This window comes from Marinifilum sp. JC120 (assembly GCA_004923195.1).
Taxonomy (GTDB): domain Bacteria; phylum Desulfobacterota; class Desulfovibrionia; order Desulfovibrionales; family Desulfovibrionaceae; genus Maridesulfovibrio.
The window spans coordinates 103,952-123,780 of the sequence record RDSB01000005.1; the positions used below are offsets into that span (position 1 = coordinate 103,952).

Genomic DNA, 19,829 nt, shown 5'->3' on the forward strand with positions numbered 1-19,829 from the left:
TTTAGTTCTTTATCTTAAGATTGCGGAAAACCGCAAGCCTTGGGTCTCCCTCTTTCTTTTCACAATCGCAATCGCCTTTATTAAGGTCGGCTCCGCACTTAGCGCACAAACCTTTGCAAGTCTTATTGCAAAGAGGCTTAATGGGCAGTGCCATTGCAAAATGTTCCCAGAGGAGGGCACCGATGTCGAGTTTTAAGCCTTCTTTGGTCTTTACAACAGGAGAGAGTTCATCATCCCCATCTTCTGAGACCTGCTCATATTCCTCGAAATCGGTAGAAATTTGGTGTTTGAAGTCTGCCGTACATCTATCACATGCAAATGTTACGGACCCGGAGGTACCTCCTCTGATCAGGCAGCCTTTATCCTGCGGAAGGACATAGACGTTAGAAATCAGAGGTGTGCCTGCGTTGACGGCCACCTTATACTGTTTCCATTTTTCAGACCAGAAGTTCTGGTCCTCAAAAACGAAATTTTCTCCCTCTTCAGGGAGGTCATTTAATGTAATCCATAGTTCAGACATATTTTTCCTCGCGGAAGGGTTTCCTATATGAGTTTTTTTTCTTATGTCAAGGAAAAAGAGCTTGCATTTTCCAGAGCGAGCGTTTAAATGATACCTCTTTTGTTCGGGCAGAGCAATTTCCCTTGCGGATATTCGCGCTTTCCGGCAATCTAAAAAAAGTGATTACCAATAAGGAGGTACAACATGTCCCAGGTATGCGATATATGCGGTAAAGGTCCTCAGACTGGCAACAACGTTTCCCATGCTCACAACAAGTCCAAGAGACGTTTCATGCCTAACCTGCAGAAAGTCCGCACTCAGCTTCCCAGCGGTGAAGTAAAAAGCATTAAAGCTTGTACTCGCTGCATCCGCTCCGGTGCTGTTATTAAGCCCGTAGCAAACAAAAAAGTAAGCTAGTTCTTATTTTTATTTTTCGCACGATCCGTCGTGTAAAAAGCCCCGGTCATATTTGTTTATGGCTGGGGCTTTTTTTGGGACTTTTGTTGAAATAATTATTCCGCAGCCCATTTCAGAGCTGCATCAAGCTCCTCAGCAGGATAAGTTTTAACTTCTCCACTAACTAGTATTCCAGCCACTTTGGTTCCCCATTCCACCCATGATGGCCCGCCGACAACAGCCAGTTTGTCAAAATCATTGCGGTGGGCGAATCCGAATTTAGTATCTTCCCACATGGCTTTTAAGTCCCAGCCTTTGAAATTTTCATCCATATAGAGCAAACATCTGCATTTGCCGTGCTCAGTAATTGTTTTTTGAAGGGCCGGAATCCAGATCTCGGTATAATCTTCGCTGGAAACCTTGCCTGTGGCGGTTACGGCCAGCATTGGACCGCTGCTTTCTTTCATGATGGTGATCATTTTTTTTCTCCTTAAGGTCAAAGTTAAGGGCTAGCAAAGAGTAGAGATTGGTACATAATTAACATGAAGCTCAAAAAAAGGGGGAAATTTCGATTAAGAAATTTCCCCTTGGATAGTAGTTTTCATGAATTTTAATTTAAACTGGCTCAAATACCTGCTTCCTGAACACCGACCTCTCACGCAACATCATTACAATCAATAAAGCCGCACCAGCTACATGAAGCCTCATGTCAGGCCAGAGCAGTAGTGTTGCAGTGCCCGCGTAGAGCAACCGTTGACCTATATTCAAAGCATAAGTGTTGAACCCTTCAAAGAATACCGCAAAGCAGAATAATCCCGCAGTGGCGGTGATTACGGTCTCGGCAACCTGCCAGAGCGGCCCTTCAAAAAGAATCGGGGTGTAGCAGAAAAGCAGGGGGATGATGTACAGTCCCTTGGCTATTTTCCACGACTCAAAACCTGTTTCCAACGGCTTCGACCCCGATATGCCCGAAGCACTGTAAGCAGCAAGGCAGACCGGCGGGGTCACGTTGGCATCCTGAGAGTACCAGAAAATAAGCATATGGGCCGCGATGAGGCTTGTGCCGAGCATTTGCATGGCCGGGGCAGCAAGGACCGCCAGAACGATGTAGGATGCGGTTACAGGCAGGCCCATGCCCAATACAAGGGATGCAATGGCAACCATGATGATGGTCAGCATCATGCTGTTTCCTGCGATCATGGTAATGAGCATGGAAAATTTGATACCCATGCCGACCATGAGCACCACGCCGACCACAATACCGGAACAGAGCAGGATAACCCCGGTGGTGACCATATTCTGACCGCCGGAAGCAAGGGCATCCATGATATCACGCCCTGACATGCGGGTTTTGGGATTGAGCCAGCTTGATACTACAATTGCTGCAATGCCGCCGCAGGCAGCAAATGTGGGAGTAAAGCCGTACATGAGCAGCCCCATGAGTGCGCCAATGGGAATGAAGAAATTCCAGCCTTCTTTCATGACTTCGCCGATGCGGGGGATGTCTTCTTCGGGAATGGGTTTGATGCCCAGCTTTTTGGCCCTTAAATGAACGAAAAAAGCCACGCTGACAAAATACATGATCGCCGGAATGAGGGCCACGCCGACAATGGTCAGGTAAGGAATCTGGGTCCACTGGCTCATGATGAATGCGCCTGCGCCCATGATGGGCGGCATGAGCTGACCGCCTGTGGAGGTTGCCGCTTCCACACCCCCGGCAAATTTGCTGGGGAATCCGGTTTTTTTCATCATGGGAATGGTTATGGACCCTGTGCCTACAGTATTTGCCACCGCGCTGCCGGAAACCGATCCCATAAAGCCGGAAGCAAATACAGCCATTTTGGCTGGACCACCAATAGTCCTGCCCATACTTGCCATAGCCAGCTTAATGATGAATTCCCCGGCTCCTGATTTAATCAGGAATGATGCAAAGAGCACGAACAGGAATACAAATGTACTTGATATAGTGGCAATGGTCCCGAATATGCCGTCCGGCGCAAAGTACATGCGGTAAAGCATGCGCTGAATGGTCACGCCCGGAAAATGCCAGAGTCCATCCAGATACTGCCCGCCGCCTAGTCCGTAGAACAAAAATATTGCAGCCAGACAGGGGATAAGCAGTCCGGTAGTTCGTCGGGTTATTTCCATGAGCAGTACAATCGCTAATCCCGCTGCAATGAGGTCTGCCATGATCGGCACTTCATTACGCATGTGCAGGGCATCTTCGAAAAATACGAGATATAGACCTGTTGCAAATGACAGAATTGCCAGAAAAGAGTCAATTGGCAGAGTCTCACGGGCGTGCCGTTTGAGCAGGGGATATTGCAGGAATCCGATAAAGAGCATGAAAGAATAATGAACAGCGTTACGCTGAATTTCCGGCATGATGCCGATGGTATTGACCCAGAGATGGAAAAGGGAACAGATAATGCCCGTGGCATAAAGTAATTTGGCAGTGTTGCCCTCGATTACTCGTTTAATCGCAAGGGTCTCACCGTCTGAATTTTTTTTGACTGCCGGCTTTTTAGAAATATTGTCGGCCATAAATAGTCCTTGGAAATTTGATGCGCTACGCGCTTTTAGATGAATTGATTTTGCCTCCGGCGGCCAGAGAAACTTTTAATAGGGCTTCACCGTTGTGGATTATGAAATTTTCGTTATGCGGACAGATTAAAATTATTAAAAAAGTTTGGGATTCTTAAACCCTTTTCAAAGGGTTTAAGGCCCCCGGCAGGGTTTCCCGAATGGGCCGCCGGAGGCTATACTGGCATTATTTAATCACACCGACTTCGCGGTAGAATTTTTCAGCACCGGGATGCAGGGGCGCGGGCAACCCTGCTGTGGCGCGTTCCAGCGACATGGCTTTGGTTGCTTTGTGGATATTATTCAGGAAGGGCAGGTTTTCGAATATTGTTTTGGTGATTTTGTAGACTACTTCGTCGGGCAGATCAGCACGACAGGCCAGAAAGTTGGGCTGGGCGATAGTTCTGATTTCTTTGTCCTGAGAAGGATAGGTCTTTGCAGGGATTACGTAACGGCTCCAGATGGGGTATTCCTTCTGGATTTTTGCAAGCTGCGCATCGGTGAATTCAAGCACGGTAACATCATTCGCTCCAAGCTGAGCGTAGAGCTGGGTGATGGCTGCTGCGGGGGGGCCTGCGGGAATGTTTGCTCCGGAAATACGTCCGTCCATCATAGCCTGTGCGGAAGGAGTGTAGCCGAGGAATTCAAGAACGAGATCCTTTTTTACATCTACACCCATAATTCTGAGTAGAGTGCGCCCTGAACCTTCGGTGCCGCTACCGCGTTTGCCGATGGAAAATTTTTTGTCCAGAGTTTTGAGATCGGAAATATCGCCATTTTTTACGTACTTGTTGAGCAGGGGGAAATGCTCAACATTCTCCCAGAGCATGGTGATTGAGCGGAAATCTTTGAATGCCTTGCCCTTGTACGGACCTTCGCCCTTGTATGCGTTAAGGCCGAAGAGTGCCTGAAGAATGGCGAGGTCTGCTTCTTTGTTCTTGAGCATCTGCACGTTTTCACCGGACCCGGCAGAGTTGATGGCTGTGGCGGTGATTTTGTCTGCTTTGGCGAGTTTGATGCTGACCAGTGTTCCGATGGCAACGCCCACAGGGTAGTATGTTCCACCGGTGGTAGCGGTGGCGATGATCAGGTTTTTGTCACTTGCTTGTGAAGGGGCGGCAGCAAAGGTCAGACAGAGCATACAGGCCAAAACTAGGCATGATAGTCTTTTAAGCATTCTTTCTCCGGGGTTGGGCGTTATCTGGTAGGAGTGTAATTGTGTAGATCGCTGGATTATGGAGTGTATAGTACAGAATGAATAAAAGATCCAGATTGGAGAAAAAATGCGCTTTACAATGATTTAGTACACTTGCTTCGTAAGAAGAATGTTATTGTAGGTGTTGATTGTTGTATTGTATCAGCTGATCGCCTGATAAAATGTAGAGTTGTGTGATTTGTTTTGGCGTGCCGAACTGCTGTTAACACAGTCCGGCAGCATATCCATCAGATCGGGGATCACACCCGGCACAGAGCGTTCCTTTGTCCGAATCGCGCACTATTATTTGTCCCCGCCCGAAAAGGGTGCGGTTGTATCCGCTTCGTATTTCAATATCATGCCCCATGGCGGAAAGTTTATCTATGGTATCGCTGGGCAGGCCTTCCTCAAGGCATATATTACTGCCAGCTTCGCCCGGTTCAATGCAGAATCGCAGTCTGTTCAATGCTTCCTGCGGATCGTCCCCGTCATCAAGCATGGCCGATATTACTTGCATGTGTCCTTGCGGTTGCATGAATCCGCCCATGACTCCGAAGGTTGAGTGCAGGGTTTTATCTCCGCGCAGACAGATTCCGGGAATGATCGTATGGTAGCTGCGCTTGCCGCCTGCAAGTACATTGGGATGGGCCGGATCGAGAGAAAAGTTGTGCCCTCGGTTTTGCAAGGGGAATCCCAGTTCATCAGGCACGATTCCGGTACCGAAACCCATGTAGTTGGAATTGACCATGGAGCAGCCGTTACCATCCTTATCTACAACGCAGAAATATACTGTATCAGATGAATTGACCGGAACCCCTGATTTAGCTTCCGGGTTGGTCCGGTCCGGGATAATTTGACTGGCTCTTTTGGCTCCATAAGCTGGTGAAAGAAGCTCTTGGAGCGGTGGCAAGTAATGCTGCGGGTCAGCCACATGCTGGCGGGCATCGGCAAATCCCAGCCGCATAGCTTCGATGAGATGGTGCATGCGTTTTGCTGAATAGGGTGAACCCAGTCCGGCTACATCAATATCCGCAAGGGTATTCAGGGCCAGCAGGGCCGCTAAACCTTGCCCGTTGGGCGGGCATTCGTGAATTTCATAACCACGGTAATTAATGCTGATGGATTCCTGAAAAAGGGAGCAATGGTCAGCCATATCGTTGCGGGTGATAAAGCCGCCGTTGTTGCGGATAATTTTAATGATTCTTTCAGCAATATCACCTTGGTAAAATGATTTTTTTGCTTCAGTAGGCGTACAATCGGCAAGGCGGGCAAGAGTCAATCCCAGATTGCGGTTAAGCATGACTTCACCGCAACGGGGTGCTTTATTGTCTAGAAGCAGCTGTTCTCCGCCGGGACTTTTTAGCAAAATTTCGGTTCCTTCGCTCCATAATTGAGCGGTGACCGGGCTAACCGGGAAACCTTGCATGGCGTAGCGGATTGCCGGACTAAGAATTTTGGAAAGGTTGAGACTTCCGTGCTGTTCCACTAGATCGGCCCAGAGGGCGAGGGCACCGGGAACGTTGACGGTCATGGCGTGGCGTAGGGGGAGTTCTCCGAAGATGCCCATGGCTGTGATTTTTTCCAATGAAATATCCTGCGCGGATTTACCGGAGCCGTTCAGGGCGGACACTGTTTTATCATCTGCATCGTAATAGAGCGCGAATGCATCACCACCCAAACCTGTACTGCACGGCTCAACCACGGCAAGGGCTGCTGCTACAGCAATGGCTGCGTCTGCCGCATTACCGCCTGCTCTAAGGATTTCCAGTCCTGCTTCGGTCGCCAGCGGCTGGCTTGAAGCTACCATGCCCTTGGTTGCGTAAACCGGGGAGCGACGCGAATTGAAAGTGAATTCAGGGAGGTTGTGACTTGAAGTTTCATAAGGGGACATTGAAGCTGCTCCGGTTGCGTTGTTGACATTTTGGGCAATGTTAGAAGCAATCGCAGGTAAAAGGCAATAGCTGCGCAGCATGTGCGTTTTTATGCATCTATTGTGGGTGATAAAGAGTTGTGTCAATTATGATGTACTTGCGATCCTGATTGCTTTTATCTGTTGATATGACTATTGTTATACCATGTTTACATGTGTTCGTGTTTTTGGGTTGGTGTGTTGTCTTTTTTTCAGCACTGTCTATGCTCATGCTTCCAGCTTGAAAATAATGGCGGAAGAATACCCCCCGTATAGTTATCAGATTGATAGTGAAGGCAAGGGTATTTTTATTGATCTTGTGCAGCTGATTCAGGCAAAGCTTGGGGAGAAGCCATCTGAAATAACGTTTTATCCGTGGGCTCGAGGCTATAAGATGTTGGAGTCCGGGGTCGGGGATATACTTTTTCCCATGTGCATGACTTCCGAACGGTCAGCACAATTCAAATTTGTTGGGCCTGTTTTCTGGGATGATATATATTTCTATCGGAAAAAAGGTAGCGGTATTGATATAAAACGAATTGATGATGCCAGAAAGGTAGGTAAAATAGCAGTAACCAGATCCGACGTTTTTCATCAGAATTTGGTCAGCATGGGTTATACCAACCTTGATGTAAGTTCATCCCAGAAATGTGATTTCTTGAAGTTGATCAGGGGCAGAGTTGATCTTGTTCCCATGGGCAGGAAGGCTATTTCTTATTTTTTTAAGCGTAATCCTGAGCTTGATTTTAGTCAGCTTGAGCGGGTCGGTCCGCCTATATTTTTTACCACCAATTATTTAGCTTTTGCATTGAACACCCCTGATGAGGTTGTGCAGAAATGGCAGGTCGCTTTGGATGAGCTGAAGAGAGAAGGGGAATGGCTGAAAATTGTAGACAAATATTTTCCGCCTGATTCAGTTCATTAAGTTGATATTTCAGGGCTATTATTTGCTTTTTTTGTTGGGATGACCTATGAAGTTATTATGAAAATTCTAGCTGCTCTTGTTCTTGCTGCTTTCATTCTAAGCTCTTCTGCATTTGTCCGTGCTTCCGATTTTCATGTTATGACCGAACATTATCCTCCGTACAGTTACCTTGAGAATGGCAAACCAACAGGTCTTTTTGTTGAATTGTTTCGAATGATTGAAGATAAACTCGGTCAACCTTCAGCCAAGATTTATTTTTATCCTTGGGCCAGAGCTTATATAACGTTGAAGAAGAACCGCGGTGAGGTTCTTTTTCCCATGGCGTTGAACGAGGATAGAAAAAAATTATTTAAGTTTGTCGGGCCAGTTTTTTTGACTGACATCTATTTTTACAAAAAGAAAGGAAGTCCTCTCCGGCTTAGCAGGGTTGAGGATGCGAAAAAAATAGGTAGGATTGGAGTTACGAGAGACGATCTTTTTCATCATAAACTTGCAAATATGGGTTTTACTAACTTAGATGTTAGCACTTCTCAGCGGTCTGATTTCTTCAAGGTCCAGCGGGAAAGGGTCGATTTTGTTCCTATGGGAGAAAGAACTATTGGTCCTTTTTTAAAAGGGATACCGGAACTTGATACAGACGATTTCGAGCAGGTGGGGCCGGTTCTTTTTGAGTCTTCCGCCTACATTGCGTTTTCTTCTACCACCCCTGATTCTGTGATCCGCAAGTGGCAGATGGCTCTGGATGAGTTAAAGGAGGAAGGGGAGTGGGTGAGAGTTTTAGATAAGTATTTCCCGCCTGATCAAGTTCATTAGGTGATGTTTCAGAATATAAAAAAGCTTCGTATATCGGCAAGATATACGAAGCTTTTTTTTAATGTATTTTGAGTGAGTCTTACGAATATTTTCAATTATACCAGGCTTGCAGCGCGGTTCATGCGGGCAACGGTCTCGTCTTTGCCCAGCACGAGCATGAGGTCGTAAAGTCCGCCGGGGGACTGGGTGCGGCCGCAGAGTGCGAGGCGCACGGGCTGACCGATGGCCTTGAACTTAAGTTCTTTCTCTTCAAGAAAGCCTTTGCATACAGCTTCAAGGGAATCGTGGCTGAACTCTTCGTCAGCTTCGATGCGAGTGGTCAGCTCCTTGAGGATTTCCACTGCTTCGGGCTTGAAGACTTTGGCAACAGCCTTTTCGTCATACTCCAGTACTGCGCTGTCCACGAGGAAGAAATCACACATATCGGCCATTTCTTTGTAATTGGTGGAGCGGGGCTGAAGCAGAGGGATTATCTTTTCAAGATATGCATCTTCGGCTTCAACGCCTTCGGGCAGGAAGGAACGCATGCCGGAGATCAGGTCCGCAGGAGCCTTGGCTTTGATATACTCGCTGTTTACCCAGTCCAGCTTCTTGGTATCGAATACAGACGGGGAATTGCCGAGATGATCGGTGTTGAAAAGCTCGATCAATTCTTCACGGGAGAAAATTTCCTGATCGCCGTGAGACCAGCCCAGACGAACAAGGTAGTTGACCACAGCTTCGGGCAGGTAACCCATTTTTTCGTATTCCATAACGGAAAGCGCGCCGTGACGTTTGGAAAGTTTTTTCTTGTCCGGACCGAGGATCATGGGCACATGACCGAATTTAGGTACATCCCAACCGAGAGCTTGGTAAATCTGGATCTGGCGCGGGGTGTTGTTGACGTGATCATCTCCGCGCAGAACGCTGGTAACACCCATGGTGTGGTCGTCCACTACAACTGCGAGGTTGTAGGTGGGAGAGCCGTCGCTGCGGCGCAGGATCATATCATCCATTTCACCGTTTTCCACGCTGATGGGTCCTTTGATCATGTCGGTGAAATTGGTACGGCCTTCGAGGGGGGCTTTGAAGCGTACTACCCTGTTCTCGCCGGGACCGATATTTTTCTCGCGGCAGGAACCGTCATATTTGGGCTTGCGTTTTTCCTTCATGGCCTTCTCGCGCATGGCGTCTACCTGTTCGGAAGTACAGTCGCACCAATAGGCTTTACCTTCTTCCAGAAGCTGGTCGATGTATCCGTTGTAAAGGTCGAAGCGATCACTCTGGTAAACGGGATCTTCGTTCCAGTCCATGCCCAGCCATTTCATGGAGTCAAGAATGGCGTCGGTGTATTCCTGCTTGGAACGTTCACGGTCGGTGTCTTCGATGCGCAGCACAAAGTCTCCGCCGTCGTGCTTGGCAAGAAGCCATGCGAAAAGTGCGGTGCGTGCTCCACCGATGTGCAGATGTCCGGTGGGACTGGGGGCAAAACGGGTTACGGTCTTAGCCATGATGGTTGTCTCCTGAAATATAGTATGCCTCCGGCGGCCCTGCCGGGGGCCTCAAGCCCTTTTGGGAAAAGGGTTTGAGAATCCCAAAACTTCTTATTAGGGCTTCGCCGTTGTGGCTGGTAAATTGTGCGGGAAAAAACGTAAAAAATCCGCCATCAAGGGCGGTATTATCAACTGAGCCAAAAGGCCCAGTACTGTTTAATTTGCCAATCGGCCGGAGTTGCCTCCGACCAGAAAGATTCTATTCAGCAGGCTCTACGCCTTTGAGTTCGGGAAGCTCCTTGAGCAGGGTCCGCTCGATGGCGTTTCTCAAGGTGATCTGGGACATGGGGCAACCCTTGCAGGCTCCCTGCAAACGTACTTTGGCAATGCCTTTGTCAGTTACCTCTACGAGTTCTACGTTACCGCCGTCAGCCTGAAGAAAGGGTCTGACCTTGTCAAGAGCGGCTTCGACTTTATCGTGCATGGTAAATCCTCCGTTTGGTATGCCCGCTCAAGTACTTTCTTTAAAGGACCTTGTCAAACCCGTGAGTGCCCGTTCACACTGTGTCGAAGTGATAAGTTTATGGGTGTATGTAAGATAATCAGTTTTTATTTTGAGTGAGTCTTTTAAGCAGTCATATTTTTCAGGATGGCAAATGCGTCATCCAGAACCGGAGCCAGTGCAGCGTCAAGCTCCCGTAACTTTTCAGGAGTCAGTCCGTTTTTTTCCCATCTTTCATTGTTCACATTGCGGATGAAGAAATCTCCGCTTCCCCCGATTCCCATGGTCTTGGCGATGATATTCGCGAAATAGACATAAAGCGCTTCCGGTGATTTGGCTGCTTTGGTGGGATTGTGGTGGTTGAGTACTGCGCTGACTAATGAAAAAGGCAGGTTCCACTTACGCAGCAGCATGCTGCCAAGTTCGGCGTGGTCAAATCCGGTAACGACCCGCTCGGCCTTGAACATGAGGGCCTTCTTGTTGCGTGAAATGGCAGTGGCCGCAATTGCCTGCTTAGGCAGAGCCATCATTAATACCGGGCGGCCTATGTCGTGCAGCAGTCCGGCAACAAAGCATTTTTCCGGAGTGCCCTGTTTGAAAGTCTTGGAAAGTTGGCTGGCTATGATTCCGCAGGCGAAGCTGTGCCGCCAGAAAAGTTCCAGATCAATGATATCAGCCGGTAAACCTTTGAACATATCCATGACTGATGTTCCCATGGCAAGGGTGGACAGCTGGTTGGTTCCGACCACAGCCACAGCCCTTGAAATGGTATCGATTTGAGCGGGAAAACTGTAAAAAGCGCTATTGACCATGCGCAGCAGAAAGGCTGATAGGGCTGTGTCCCTTGATATGACTTTTGCCAGATCGGAAGCAGAACTTGCCGGATCATTGATGGTCTGACGCATTTCAATGAAAACTTGCGGCAGGGAAGGCAGTTTGATCTCGGTGCGCATAAGCGATATCGGGTCCACCTGATCGAACTTTTCTTTAGGCATGGGCAGTTCAGGCTGCGGTTTGTAAAGTTCCGGGCTCTCCATGAGGTCACGGGTAACATGGGCTAGACCCAGTTCGAAAAGTGTAGCCACGACTGGCTGTTCCCGGTCGGTACGGGTAAAACGGTCCTCCATCAATGCACTAGCCTTTTGCATGATCTCTTCAGGGACGGGTGTGTGTTCAGTCATGGTCAGCCGCCTTGGATTTCTTTGAATTTCTTGGTTTTATAATATATTAAAAGAAGTACGAGGGGAAGCTCTCAGCGTAGAAAATAACAAGGCCTCCAGGAAGATTATCCAGGAGGCCTTGTTTGTTTTGCTATAAGCTGCGTTGCTTATTTCAGCCAGGAATCAACCTGAGCTTTGTTTTCCTTAATGAAACGCTTGGCGTTGTCATAAGGATCGGCTCCCTTTTCCTGATTCCAAGCCATAACCATTTGCATCTGGTTTGCGTCTTTCCATGCAAATTTGTTGAGGAAGGCATAGACTTCAGGCATATCCTTATCCAGTCCTTTGCGTACGACTGTGTTGATGGTTTCGGATTCGCCGAGAACCTTCTTGGGGTCATCGAGATATTTGAGGTCCCAGCGGCCAAACATCCAGTGTGGGGACCATGCGGTAACAGCAATCCATTCTTTGTTCTTGATTGCGTCGCCCAGTGCAGCGGTCATGGTTGCGCCGGAGCCTTCCATGATCTCGAATTTGTCAAGGTTGTATTTTTTAATGGCTTCCTCGGAAAGCATCATGATGCCTGCGCCGGGGTCAATGCCGATGATTTTGTCGTCAAATTTGTCTGCGTATTTGTTGAGGTCCGCAATGGACTCCGCAGTAACGTAGGAGGGAACAGCCCAGCCTAGTCTTGCGCCAGTTACGTTAGGGCCGAGATTAACAACGTCTTTTTGGAGACGTTTAAGGTATTCGGCGTGGGTCGCGGGCAGCCATGCAGCAGCCATACCGTCAACATCACCGGAAGCAACGCCCTGCCACATGACAGCTGCTGCAACAGGAATAACTTCGCATTCGTAGCCCAAGCGTTCTTCAATAACCGCTTTAAGCACGTTGGTGGTTGCTGTAGCGCAATCCCACTCTACGTAAGCCAGTTTGACCTTCTTTTTGTCGCCTGCGAAAGAGGGCACGGCAAAAGCCGCAACAAGCAGGGCCGCGAGAATTAAAGTTAGCACCTTTTTCATTGTAGTCTCCCGATAAAGTTTCGGCTCCGGCTATTTTTTGCCAGACCCAATGTTCTGAAGTACGCGGTCCATGATCATGGCCACGATGACGATTCCGATTCCTGCCTCGAACCCCTTGCCCATCTGCAATCTCTGGATTGCTTTCCAGACTTCTCCGCCAAGCCCCTTGGCTCCGATCATGGCGGCGATGACCACCATGGAGAGGGCCAACATGACTGTCTGGTTGACTCCGGCCATGATGGTCGGAGTGGCAATGGGAAGTTCGAGTTTAATGAGTCTCTGCCAGCGGTTGGAGCCGAATGCCTCGGCGCACTCCACCAGTTCTTCAGGTACCTGCTTGATTCCGAGGCAGGTCAGCCTGATGGACGGGGGCATGGCAAAGATGATTGTTGAAAAAATTGCAGCAACCTTGCCCAGCCCGAAAAACGGGATGGCCGGGATCAGGTATACGAAAGCCGGCATGGTCTGCATTACGTCAAGTACAGGCATGACTATTCGGTTAACATGTTTGTTCATTGCAGCCACAATGCCGATGGGGATTCCGATCATAAGTGCCAGCAGAGTGGATACAATAACCAGCGCAATGGTGCTGACCGTGGCCTTCCACAGTCCCATGTTCCAGATTAGCAGCAACCCGGCCGCAGCAAAAATAGTGGTTCTTTTGCTTTTGGTCAGCCGCAGGGTGATGGCCGCGATAATAATAATGAACATCCACGGGGGGCAGGCCCTCATGGCTCCTTCAACTACATCCAGACCGGCTTCAAGTACTGCGGAGAAGGCCTTGGTGGCGAATGAAAAGTGTTCCACCAGAAAATCAATCGACGATTCAATTACTTCCCCGACGGGAATGCGTGGGACATTCATTCTATTTACCTCCTCTTTCAGCGAGGGCACCGATAAGGGTGCCGCGGACAATGACACCTTTCAGTTTATTTTCAGAGTTGATGACCGGCAGGGGAAGCGTCCGGTCCTGCATGATGTTAAACAGTTCCTGTGCCGGGCAGTCTAGATCAACGGCCTGCAAGTCGGTATGCATAATGGTCTTGATGTCCTTGCCTCCAGCTTCCACGAGTTTGGCGCAGTCCGCGGCATTTAGCATGCCGATGAGCTTGTGCTTTTCGTCGAGGACAAAGAGGTTGGAGATGTTGTTTTTGCGCATTTTGCGCAGGGAAGCTCTGGGACCGTCGGTTTTTATATAGGCCACAGCGTCAATTTTTTTCATGACAGATTCAGCGGTAAGGACCTTGGTGATATCAACGTCCTCCACAAAGCGTCGAACGTATTCTGTGGCAGGTTCGGTGAGGATCTCTTCCGGTGTGCCTATCTGTACAATTTCACCGTCTTTCATGAGCACAATGCGGTCGCCGAGCTTAAGCGCTTCGTCGAGGTCATGGCTGATGAATACGATGGTTTTGTGCATGCGTTCTTGCAGGTTGATGAGTTCATCCTGCATGTCGCGGCGGATGAGCGGATCAAGTGCACTGAAAGCTTCGTCCATGAGCAGGATATCCGGGTCGAGAGCCAGCGCGCGGGCCAGTCCGACTCTTTGGCGCATGCCCCCGGAAAGCTGGTCCGGGTATGAATCTTCCCAGCCGCTGAGACCTACCAGTTCGAGGGCATCCATGGCCTTTTTCTTGCGGGTCTCAGGGTCTGTATCTGCTATTTCCAGTCCGTATTCAGTGTTTTTAAGGACCGTACGGTGCGGGAAAAGGGCGAAGTTCTGAAAAACCATGCCCAGTTTTTCAAGCCTGATTTTACGCAGTTTACTCATACTCAGGGTGGTGATGTCTTCCCCGTCAATGAATATTTTTCCGCCGGTGGGGTCAATTAGCCTGTTGATGCAGCGGACAAGGGTGGATTTTCCGCTACCGGAAAGACCCATGACCACAACTATCTCACCTTCTTCAACACCGAATGAAGCGTTGTTAACGCCCACACCGTGTTTGGTTTTTTCCATGATTTCATCTTTGGTAGACCCCTGTTCAAGCATCGGAATGATTTTCTTAGGGTTGTTACCGAAGATTTTATAGAGGTTTTCGACTCTGATTTTTTCCATGACTTCTCCGTTAAATAAAACTAAACACTGTCCTCCCGTTTTAAGGAGGGCAGTAGAAAACTAATTGGAAGTTGTGCTGATGAGAGAAAGAGAGAAGAGGAGGGGGATTTTTTCCGGGGCGGAATTAGGGTTGATTTCCTGAACGGGCGTACCGGTCGGTTTTATGTAGTATTTTTGTTTAAGATGCATTTTTCTATGCAGTATGGCTTTGTTGTAGTTGTGTTTGATGTTGTTTTTGAAAAGTATGGTTTTTGCATTGGCAAAGTACAGTTTGTATAAGCTGCTTTTTGATGAAGTAAAAACTCACTTCTGCCTAATTTTGTGACTGCGTTAAAAAGGATTAAACAGTCTCTGTGTCGGGTTCAAAAATTATTGAACTCGAATTTTAAGGGTAGATAAAATATACGCTTGTGTCAAATAAGATTGATTTTTGTTTGGATTGATTGGGCCTTGTGCCCTTTTAGCAATGAAAGTGAGCTGAAGTGAGCTCAGAATAGATTGCAGAGGGTGATGGAATGAGAATGGAGAGAATCGGGAATAATTGCTCCAGCTTATAAAAAAGCCCGGAAACAAGACGTTTCCGGGCCTGATTGATTGGCTTTAGGGATTGGTTATCGACGGGTTAGTCCGTACTTTTTTAATTTGTACTGTAAGGTCCTGCGGCTGATGCCCAGTGCATCAGCTGTCCGTTCCCGGTGATGTTGGTTGGCTTCAAGGGCGGTGATTAAAGCCTGACGCTCCGCATCATCAAGGGTCGTAGTGCCCGGAGGTGTTGCGGGAGCTGATTGTTGAGCCTGTTGCTGCGCCTGTGTCAGTGCGGTTGGTTCCGGTATTGTCCGCCGGGGTGTGGGGTTTTGTACTTGCGGGGGCAGCAGTTCCGGGCCGAGTACTTCGCTGCGACTGAGGATGATGGCCCGTTCCAACACATTTTCCAGTTCACGGACGTTTCCGGGCCAGTCATATCGGCCCAGCGCATCCAGAAAAGAAGGGCTGACCGAACGCACTTTTTTGTTGTTCTTGCGGCCCAGTTTCTCCAGCAGGTAGGCTATCAGAGAAGGCAGGTCCCCCACGCGGTCACGCAGGGGCGGAATGCTAATTTCAAGGACACTCAGTCGATAATAGAGGTCCTCGCGGAAATTTCCTTTTTCCACTTCCAGCTTCAGGTCTCGGTTGGTGGCAGCAATGATGCGCACGTCCGTTTCCACCGGGGAAACACTGCCCAGCGGTTCGACCACCTTTTCCTGTAAGGCCCGCAGAATCTTTGCTTGCAGCACCGGGTCCATTTCCCCGATTTCGTCAAGAAAAAGGGTTCCGCCGGAAGCGAGTTGGAACCGTCCGGGTTTGTTCGCATTGGCTCCGGTAAAGGCTCCTTTCATGTAGCCGAAAAGTTCACTTTCCAGTAGGTCGGCCGGAAGGGCTGCGCAGTTGACTTTGATTAAGGGTTTGTCCGCCCGCTGGCTGGCCCGGTGCAGACCTTCGGCCACAAGTTCCTTACCGGTTCCTGATTCACCAAGCACAAGGATGGTGGCTTCAGATGGCCCGGCCTGTTCAATGAGGTCTTTCACATGGAGCATGCCCTGTGAACTGCCGATCATTTCTTCCGTGGCCCCGGCAGCGGACTTAAGTTTTTCATTTTCATCCACCAGTCGGGAATAATCAAGGGCCTTAGCCATGACCGCCTTTAGTTCTTCATTGTCTGCGGGCTTGGTCAGGTAGTCGAAGGCACCATGTTTCATGGCTATTACTGCGGAGTTCACATTACCGTATGCCGTAAGCATGATCACCGGCAGTCCGGGCATGACGCTGTTTAATTCTCCCAGCAGGGCCATGCCGTCCATGCCCTCCATGCGCATATCGATCAAGGCTGCGTTCAAGGTCAGGCCGGGAAGCATCTCAAGAGCCTGCTCGCCGGACTGGGCTTCATGCACGTTCCAGCCGTCACCTTCGAGCACAGCCCGAATGAGCATGCGCAGCGACGGTTCATCGTCAACTATGAGTACGTTTTTTCCTATGGCATTCATTATTCAGATCCTTCGTCACGCGGCTTTGGAAAGAAGAGTTTTACGCAGGTCCCATCCAGTGGTCCGGGCCTGTCCGGTGCGGAAATGGTTACCCGTCCGTTGTGTCCGCGCATGATTGTATTGACAATGGCAAGCCCTAAACCGGTTCCTTTGGGCTTGTCGGTGAAAAATGGTTCAAGAGCGTGTTTGCGTATATCATCAGGCATCCCCGGACCGTTGTCACAGACGCTGACCCAGACCCCGTTTTCGGTGGTTTCGGCAATGATCGATATCTTGCCGTTCTTATCGGGGACCGCATCAAGGCTGTTGACCAGCAGATTTAACAGTACCTGCCGGATTCCGTCCGGGTCGGCATATACGTGCTCGGTATGCAGTTCACTGTGCAACTTGGTGCCTTTGTGCTCAAGGTCAAAGCCCATTAGGGTCTGCATGGATTCGCAGATTTTGCGCAAGTTAAGGGACTCTGGATTAAGCTCATGGGGTTTGGACAGGTAAAGCAGGTCGGTGACAACTCTGTTTAAGCGGTCTGCTTCAGTAAGCATGGTTGTGGCGTAGGTTCCGTAAGGCTGTTCATCCTTGAATTTATCCGCAAAGAGCTGGGCGAATCCGCGCAGAGAACTTAGTGGATTGCGGATTTCATGGGCCACTCCGGCAGCCAGAGAACCGATGGAAGCCAGTCTACGTGCTTCGTAAAGATCTTCTTCCAGTCCCGCGATGTCGGTGCGGTCACGGATGATGATCATGGTCCGTTGTTCTTTCCTGCTTTCAAAGTAGGGGAAGAGAATCAGCTCAAGGTTCTTGCCGCCCAGTCGAACATGCTCCCATATTACATCTTCCCGTTTGAAATCCTGTAGGGATTCGTAATAGAAATCATTCCAGTTTTTGCCTACCAGAACTTCATCCGTCGGGCTTTGCAGAAGTTTATGCGCCGAACCGTTAGCTGACAGAATGGCTCCCTGCGGGGAGAGGGTCAGCAGTCCGTCGGGCATGTTGTCCAGCAGGTTGGCTTGGAACCGTTCCAGTCGGGTCAGCTTTTTACCTTCTTCGCGACGTTGAAAATAGGCCACAGCCAGCAGCCAGAGGACCAGTCCGGCCAGAAAGATATATCCGGTCTGTAAAAGGGCGGCTCTGCGGTACTGGTTGAACTGGCGTAAATGTTTTTCCGCGCTGAGGCCCAGCAGCAGATATGTTTCCCGGTTTTGCGGGGGCATAAACCCGCGTTTCTTGTGGCCGTACAGCCGTTGCAGAACAGGCTGGCCCACGGTGCCGTAAAGCAGGGCCGCTTTCCCCTTGATCATGACCGGGGTGCTTGATTCCCGCATTTTGGTGATCATGTTGAATAGCCCGGAGGGCGGTGTGTATGTGGAATCGTCGTCTTTATTTTGTTCCACCACCAACATGGGTTTGTGGTCCGGTCCGTAGAGCGCGATGTATAGCAGGTCTCCCTGTGCAACCATTTCTCTGAACAATTCCCGTGCATCAGGGATCAATTCATCAGGCATGCGCCTGTTATGCATCCCCGGTGAGCGCATACGCCGTGCACCCTCCACCAACTGGATATCCAGACCGCGCGCAATGGAGCGTGCGGAGAGCAGCATGTGCTCGAATACTGTCTGGTGCATCTGGCGCAGGTTGTGCCAAGTAAGGTACAAACTTCCGGCCCCGAGGAGAATCAGGGCCAGAAGTGCCAGAGCAAGTGGCAGTTTATGCGATTTTTGTGAGCTTAATTCCATTTAGTCCGGTTCTGTTTACGGATTGAGCAAGGTGTTTATGGCACGCGGAGAGTCAAGACCAAGTGCACCTGCAATTTCCTTGATGGGGGTATCTTTGTCAATAACTACACCTTTTTCGCGCAGAATCCCTAAAGAAGTGTTCAGGTCCAGATTAAATTTCGCGCAATATTGTTCAAGACTCATACGCCCGATTCCGGTTCCGGCTCCCGCAGAGTGAGATTGTTCCTGCTTATTCGGAGCACTTTCGGTGTCTTTTTTCACGGAACTTTTTTTACCGGGTTGGTCTTTAAGGATGATTTCATGAACTTCCTTGGGAGTCAGGCCAGCCTTGTTGGCTATGGACTTGATGGGTTCCTTGGTGGATTCAAGTTCAATACCTGCATTTTTGATGGAGGCCGCAGCCTTCTCTAAATCAAGTCCCATACGTTTGCAGAAAATTTGCAGCGGGCTGAGTTCGGCATGCCCATAAGGGGGTATTCCGTATTTTGCTTCACCTCTGGCCTGAAAGTATTTGCTGAATTCCAGCACCTGCTTCATAGGCGGCAACTCAGCCAAGGTACCGAAGGTCACGAAAAGTGTGAGGATAAGGCTGATGTAAAATGCTGGGGATGTGAAATTTGCTTGCCCGGCCTTTTTCTTGAGGTAGGCGAGGATTGGCTTCCAATTCAGCCAGATGTGCAGAATGGAAACAACTAGAAAAAGCACTCCGGTGCAGATGTGGATGTCGCCCCATTGTTCTTTGCTCAGGCCGAGAAGAGTCCAGTCCGCCCAGTAGGCTACTCGTCCCTGAGGAACTATATAGAGGACTACGCTGGTGATAATCAGGACTATAAAAGAAAAAAAGCTGGTCAGGGATGTGATTTTTCTAAACATGTGATTCTCCTTTAATTTGCTCTGATATTAGTAACTTAAATAGCCCTGCAAGTGGAAGTAATTTTAATAAAAAAAAGGAGGACCAAGCAGTCCTCCTTTTTTATCCGTTTTCCTGTAATTAAGTGTAGATGAACGTTATTTAAAGGGTTTTAGGAACGTTGGCCCGGACATCCGCCAGCGGGGCAGTTACCCTGCCGATAGTTACCGCAGCCTCTGCCGCCCTTGCCGATTCCCTGCCCCATGGGGGGGAAGGTCAGGCCGGTTTCTTTTTCTATTTCGTCAGCCATTTTGCTGTGTTCGGCGTAAAGCTTATTTCGTACTTCGGTGAGTTCCTTTACCAGAGCATGGATGGTATCCTTGTCGGCTTTGCCGGACTCTACCAGAGCATTGAGTTCAGTGTGTTTTGCCCACTGATCGCTTTTCAGGGTCTGGAATGTGGATTCATATTTTTTGATGATGTCCTGCACCTGCTGTTGTTTCTCAGGTGTCAGTTGTTCATATGCAGCCCAGTTACCATTATGGTAGCCGGTACTCCGGTAACCGTTTCGTGCCATGGCGACAGAAGCTACTGCCAGAACCAGCACGACGATCAGCGGAATCAGAGTTTTTCTCTTCATATGATCTCCTGATGCGGTTAAAAGTTGTTGCCCTCTCAGGCTGGCATAAAGCA

Annotated in this window: 18 protein-coding genes; 3 read left to right on the forward strand and 15 right to left on the reverse strand. The window is 49.2% G+C overall.

Going from position 1 to position 19,829, the window contains the following annotated elements:
• Position 1: 1 nt before the first annotated feature.
• Positions 2-520: a DUF177 domain-containing protein gene (locus D0S45_06860; protein ID TIH17371.1), complete on the reverse strand. Its 519-nt coding sequence runs from the start codon at positions 518-520 to the stop codon at positions 2-4.
• 183 nt (positions 521-703) lie between these two features.
• On the opposite strand from D0S45_06860, the gene rpmB reads away from it, so the two are divergent.
• A complete protein-coding gene (gene rpmB / locus D0S45_06865) occupies positions 704-916 on the forward strand; it encodes a 50S ribosomal protein L28 (GenBank protein TIH17372.1) in 213 nt (70 codons plus the stop codon).
• A 95-nt stretch (positions 917-1,011) separates the two neighbouring features.
• Here rpmB and D0S45_06870 read toward each other — a convergent pair whose 3' ends face one another.
• From D0S45_06870 to D0S45_06885, 4 genes are all read right to left on the reverse strand, one after another.
• Positions 1,012-1,374: an STAS/SEC14 domain-containing protein gene (locus tag D0S45_06870; protein ID TIH17373.1), complete on the reverse strand. Its 363-nt coding sequence runs from the start codon at positions 1,372-1,374 to the stop codon at positions 1,012-1,014.
• 136 nt (positions 1,375-1,510) lie between these two features.
• Positions 1,511-3,439 (reverse strand): TRAP transporter permease, encoded by a 1,929-nt coding sequence (locus D0S45_06875; protein ID TIH17374.1) that lies wholly within the window; start codon positions 3,437-3,439, stop codon positions 1,511-1,513.
• A 226-nt stretch (positions 3,440-3,665) separates the two neighbouring features.
• Positions 3,666-4,655: a TAXI family TRAP transporter solute-binding subunit gene (locus tag D0S45_06880; protein TIH17375.1), complete on the reverse strand. Its 990-nt coding sequence runs from the start codon at positions 4,653-4,655 to the stop codon at positions 3,666-3,668.
• Between the two features lie 241 nt (positions 4,656-4,896).
• On the reverse strand, positions 4,897-6,564 hold the full coding sequence (locus D0S45_06885; GenBank protein ID TIH17376.1) for a gamma-glutamyltransferase family protein: 1,668 nt from the start codon (positions 6,562-6,564) through the stop codon (positions 4,897-4,899).
• Positions 6,565-6,748: 184 nt separating this feature from the next.
• Here D0S45_06885 and D0S45_06890 point away from each other — a divergent pair, with 184 nt between their 5' ends.
• Together D0S45_06890 and D0S45_06895 are read left to right on the forward strand one after the other, a co-directional pair.
• Complete coding sequence (locus D0S45_06890) at positions 6,749-7,507, forward strand: ABC transporter substrate-binding protein (GenBank protein ID TIH17377.1); 759 nt, start codon at positions 6,749-6,751, stop codon at positions 7,505-7,507.
• A 39-nt stretch (positions 7,508-7,546) separates the two neighbouring features.
• Positions 7,547-8,320, forward strand: a complete 774-nt coding sequence (locus tag D0S45_06895; protein ID TIH17378.1) for an ABC transporter substrate-binding protein — start codon at positions 7,547-7,549, stop codon at positions 8,318-8,320.
• 95 nt (positions 8,321-8,415) lie between these two features.
• On the opposite strand, the gene D0S45_06900 is transcribed toward D0S45_06895, so the two are convergent.
• From D0S45_06900 to D0S45_06945, 10 genes are all read right to left on the reverse strand, one after another.
• On the reverse strand, positions 8,416-9,810 hold the full coding sequence (locus tag D0S45_06900) for a glutamate--tRNA ligase (GenBank protein TIH17379.1): 1,395 nt from the start codon (positions 9,808-9,810) through the stop codon (positions 8,416-8,418).
• Between the two features lie 241 nt (positions 9,811-10,051).
• Positions 10,052-10,276 carry a NifU family protein gene (locus tag D0S45_06905; GenBank protein TIH17380.1) on the reverse strand — a complete coding sequence of 75 codons (225 nt, stop codon included), beginning with the start codon at positions 10,274-10,276 and terminating at the stop codon, positions 10,052-10,054.
• Between the two features lie 143 nt (positions 10,277-10,419).
• Positions 10,420-11,475, reverse strand: a complete 1,056-nt coding sequence (locus tag D0S45_06910) for an HDOD domain-containing protein (GenBank protein TIH17381.1) — start codon at positions 11,473-11,475, stop codon at positions 10,420-10,422.
• A 146-nt stretch (positions 11,476-11,621) separates the two neighbouring features.
• Complete coding sequence (locus D0S45_06915) at positions 11,622-12,476, reverse strand: glycine betaine ABC transporter substrate-binding protein (GenBank protein ID TIH17382.1); 855 nt, start codon at positions 12,474-12,476, stop codon at positions 11,622-11,624.
• Between the two features lie 30 nt (positions 12,477-12,506).
• Positions 12,507-13,340 (reverse strand): proline/glycine betaine ABC transporter permease, encoded by an 834-nt coding sequence (locus D0S45_06920; protein ID TIH17383.1) that lies wholly within the window; start codon positions 13,338-13,340, stop codon positions 12,507-12,509.
• Between the two features lies 1 nt (position 13,341).
• Positions 13,342-14,532, reverse strand: a complete 1,191-nt coding sequence (locus D0S45_06925) for a glycine betaine/L-proline ABC transporter ATP-binding protein (protein ID TIH17384.1) — start codon at positions 14,530-14,532, stop codon at positions 13,342-13,344.
• A 611-nt stretch (positions 14,533-15,143) separates the two neighbouring features.
• Complete coding sequence (locus D0S45_06930) at positions 15,144-16,553, reverse strand: sigma-54-dependent Fis family transcriptional regulator (protein ID TIH17385.1); 1,410 nt, start codon at positions 16,551-16,553, stop codon at positions 15,144-15,146.
• Entirely contained in the window at positions 16,553-18,286 is a 1,734-nt protein-coding gene (locus D0S45_06935; protein TIH17386.1) for a PAS domain-containing protein, read from the reverse strand. Before D0S45_06935 ends, D0S45_06930 begins: the two co-directional genes overlap by 1 nt.
• A 15-nt stretch (positions 18,287-18,301) precedes the next feature.
• Complete coding sequence (locus D0S45_06940; protein TIH17387.1) at positions 18,302-19,159, reverse strand: DUF4405 domain-containing protein; 858 nt, start codon at positions 19,157-19,159, stop codon at positions 18,302-18,304.
• Positions 19,160-19,308: 149 nt separating this feature from the next.
• Positions 19,309-19,776: a periplasmic heavy metal sensor gene (locus D0S45_06945; GenBank protein ID TIH17388.1), complete on the reverse strand. Its 468-nt coding sequence runs from the start codon at positions 19,774-19,776 to the stop codon at positions 19,309-19,311.
• Positions 19,777-19,829 lie beyond the last annotated feature (53 nt).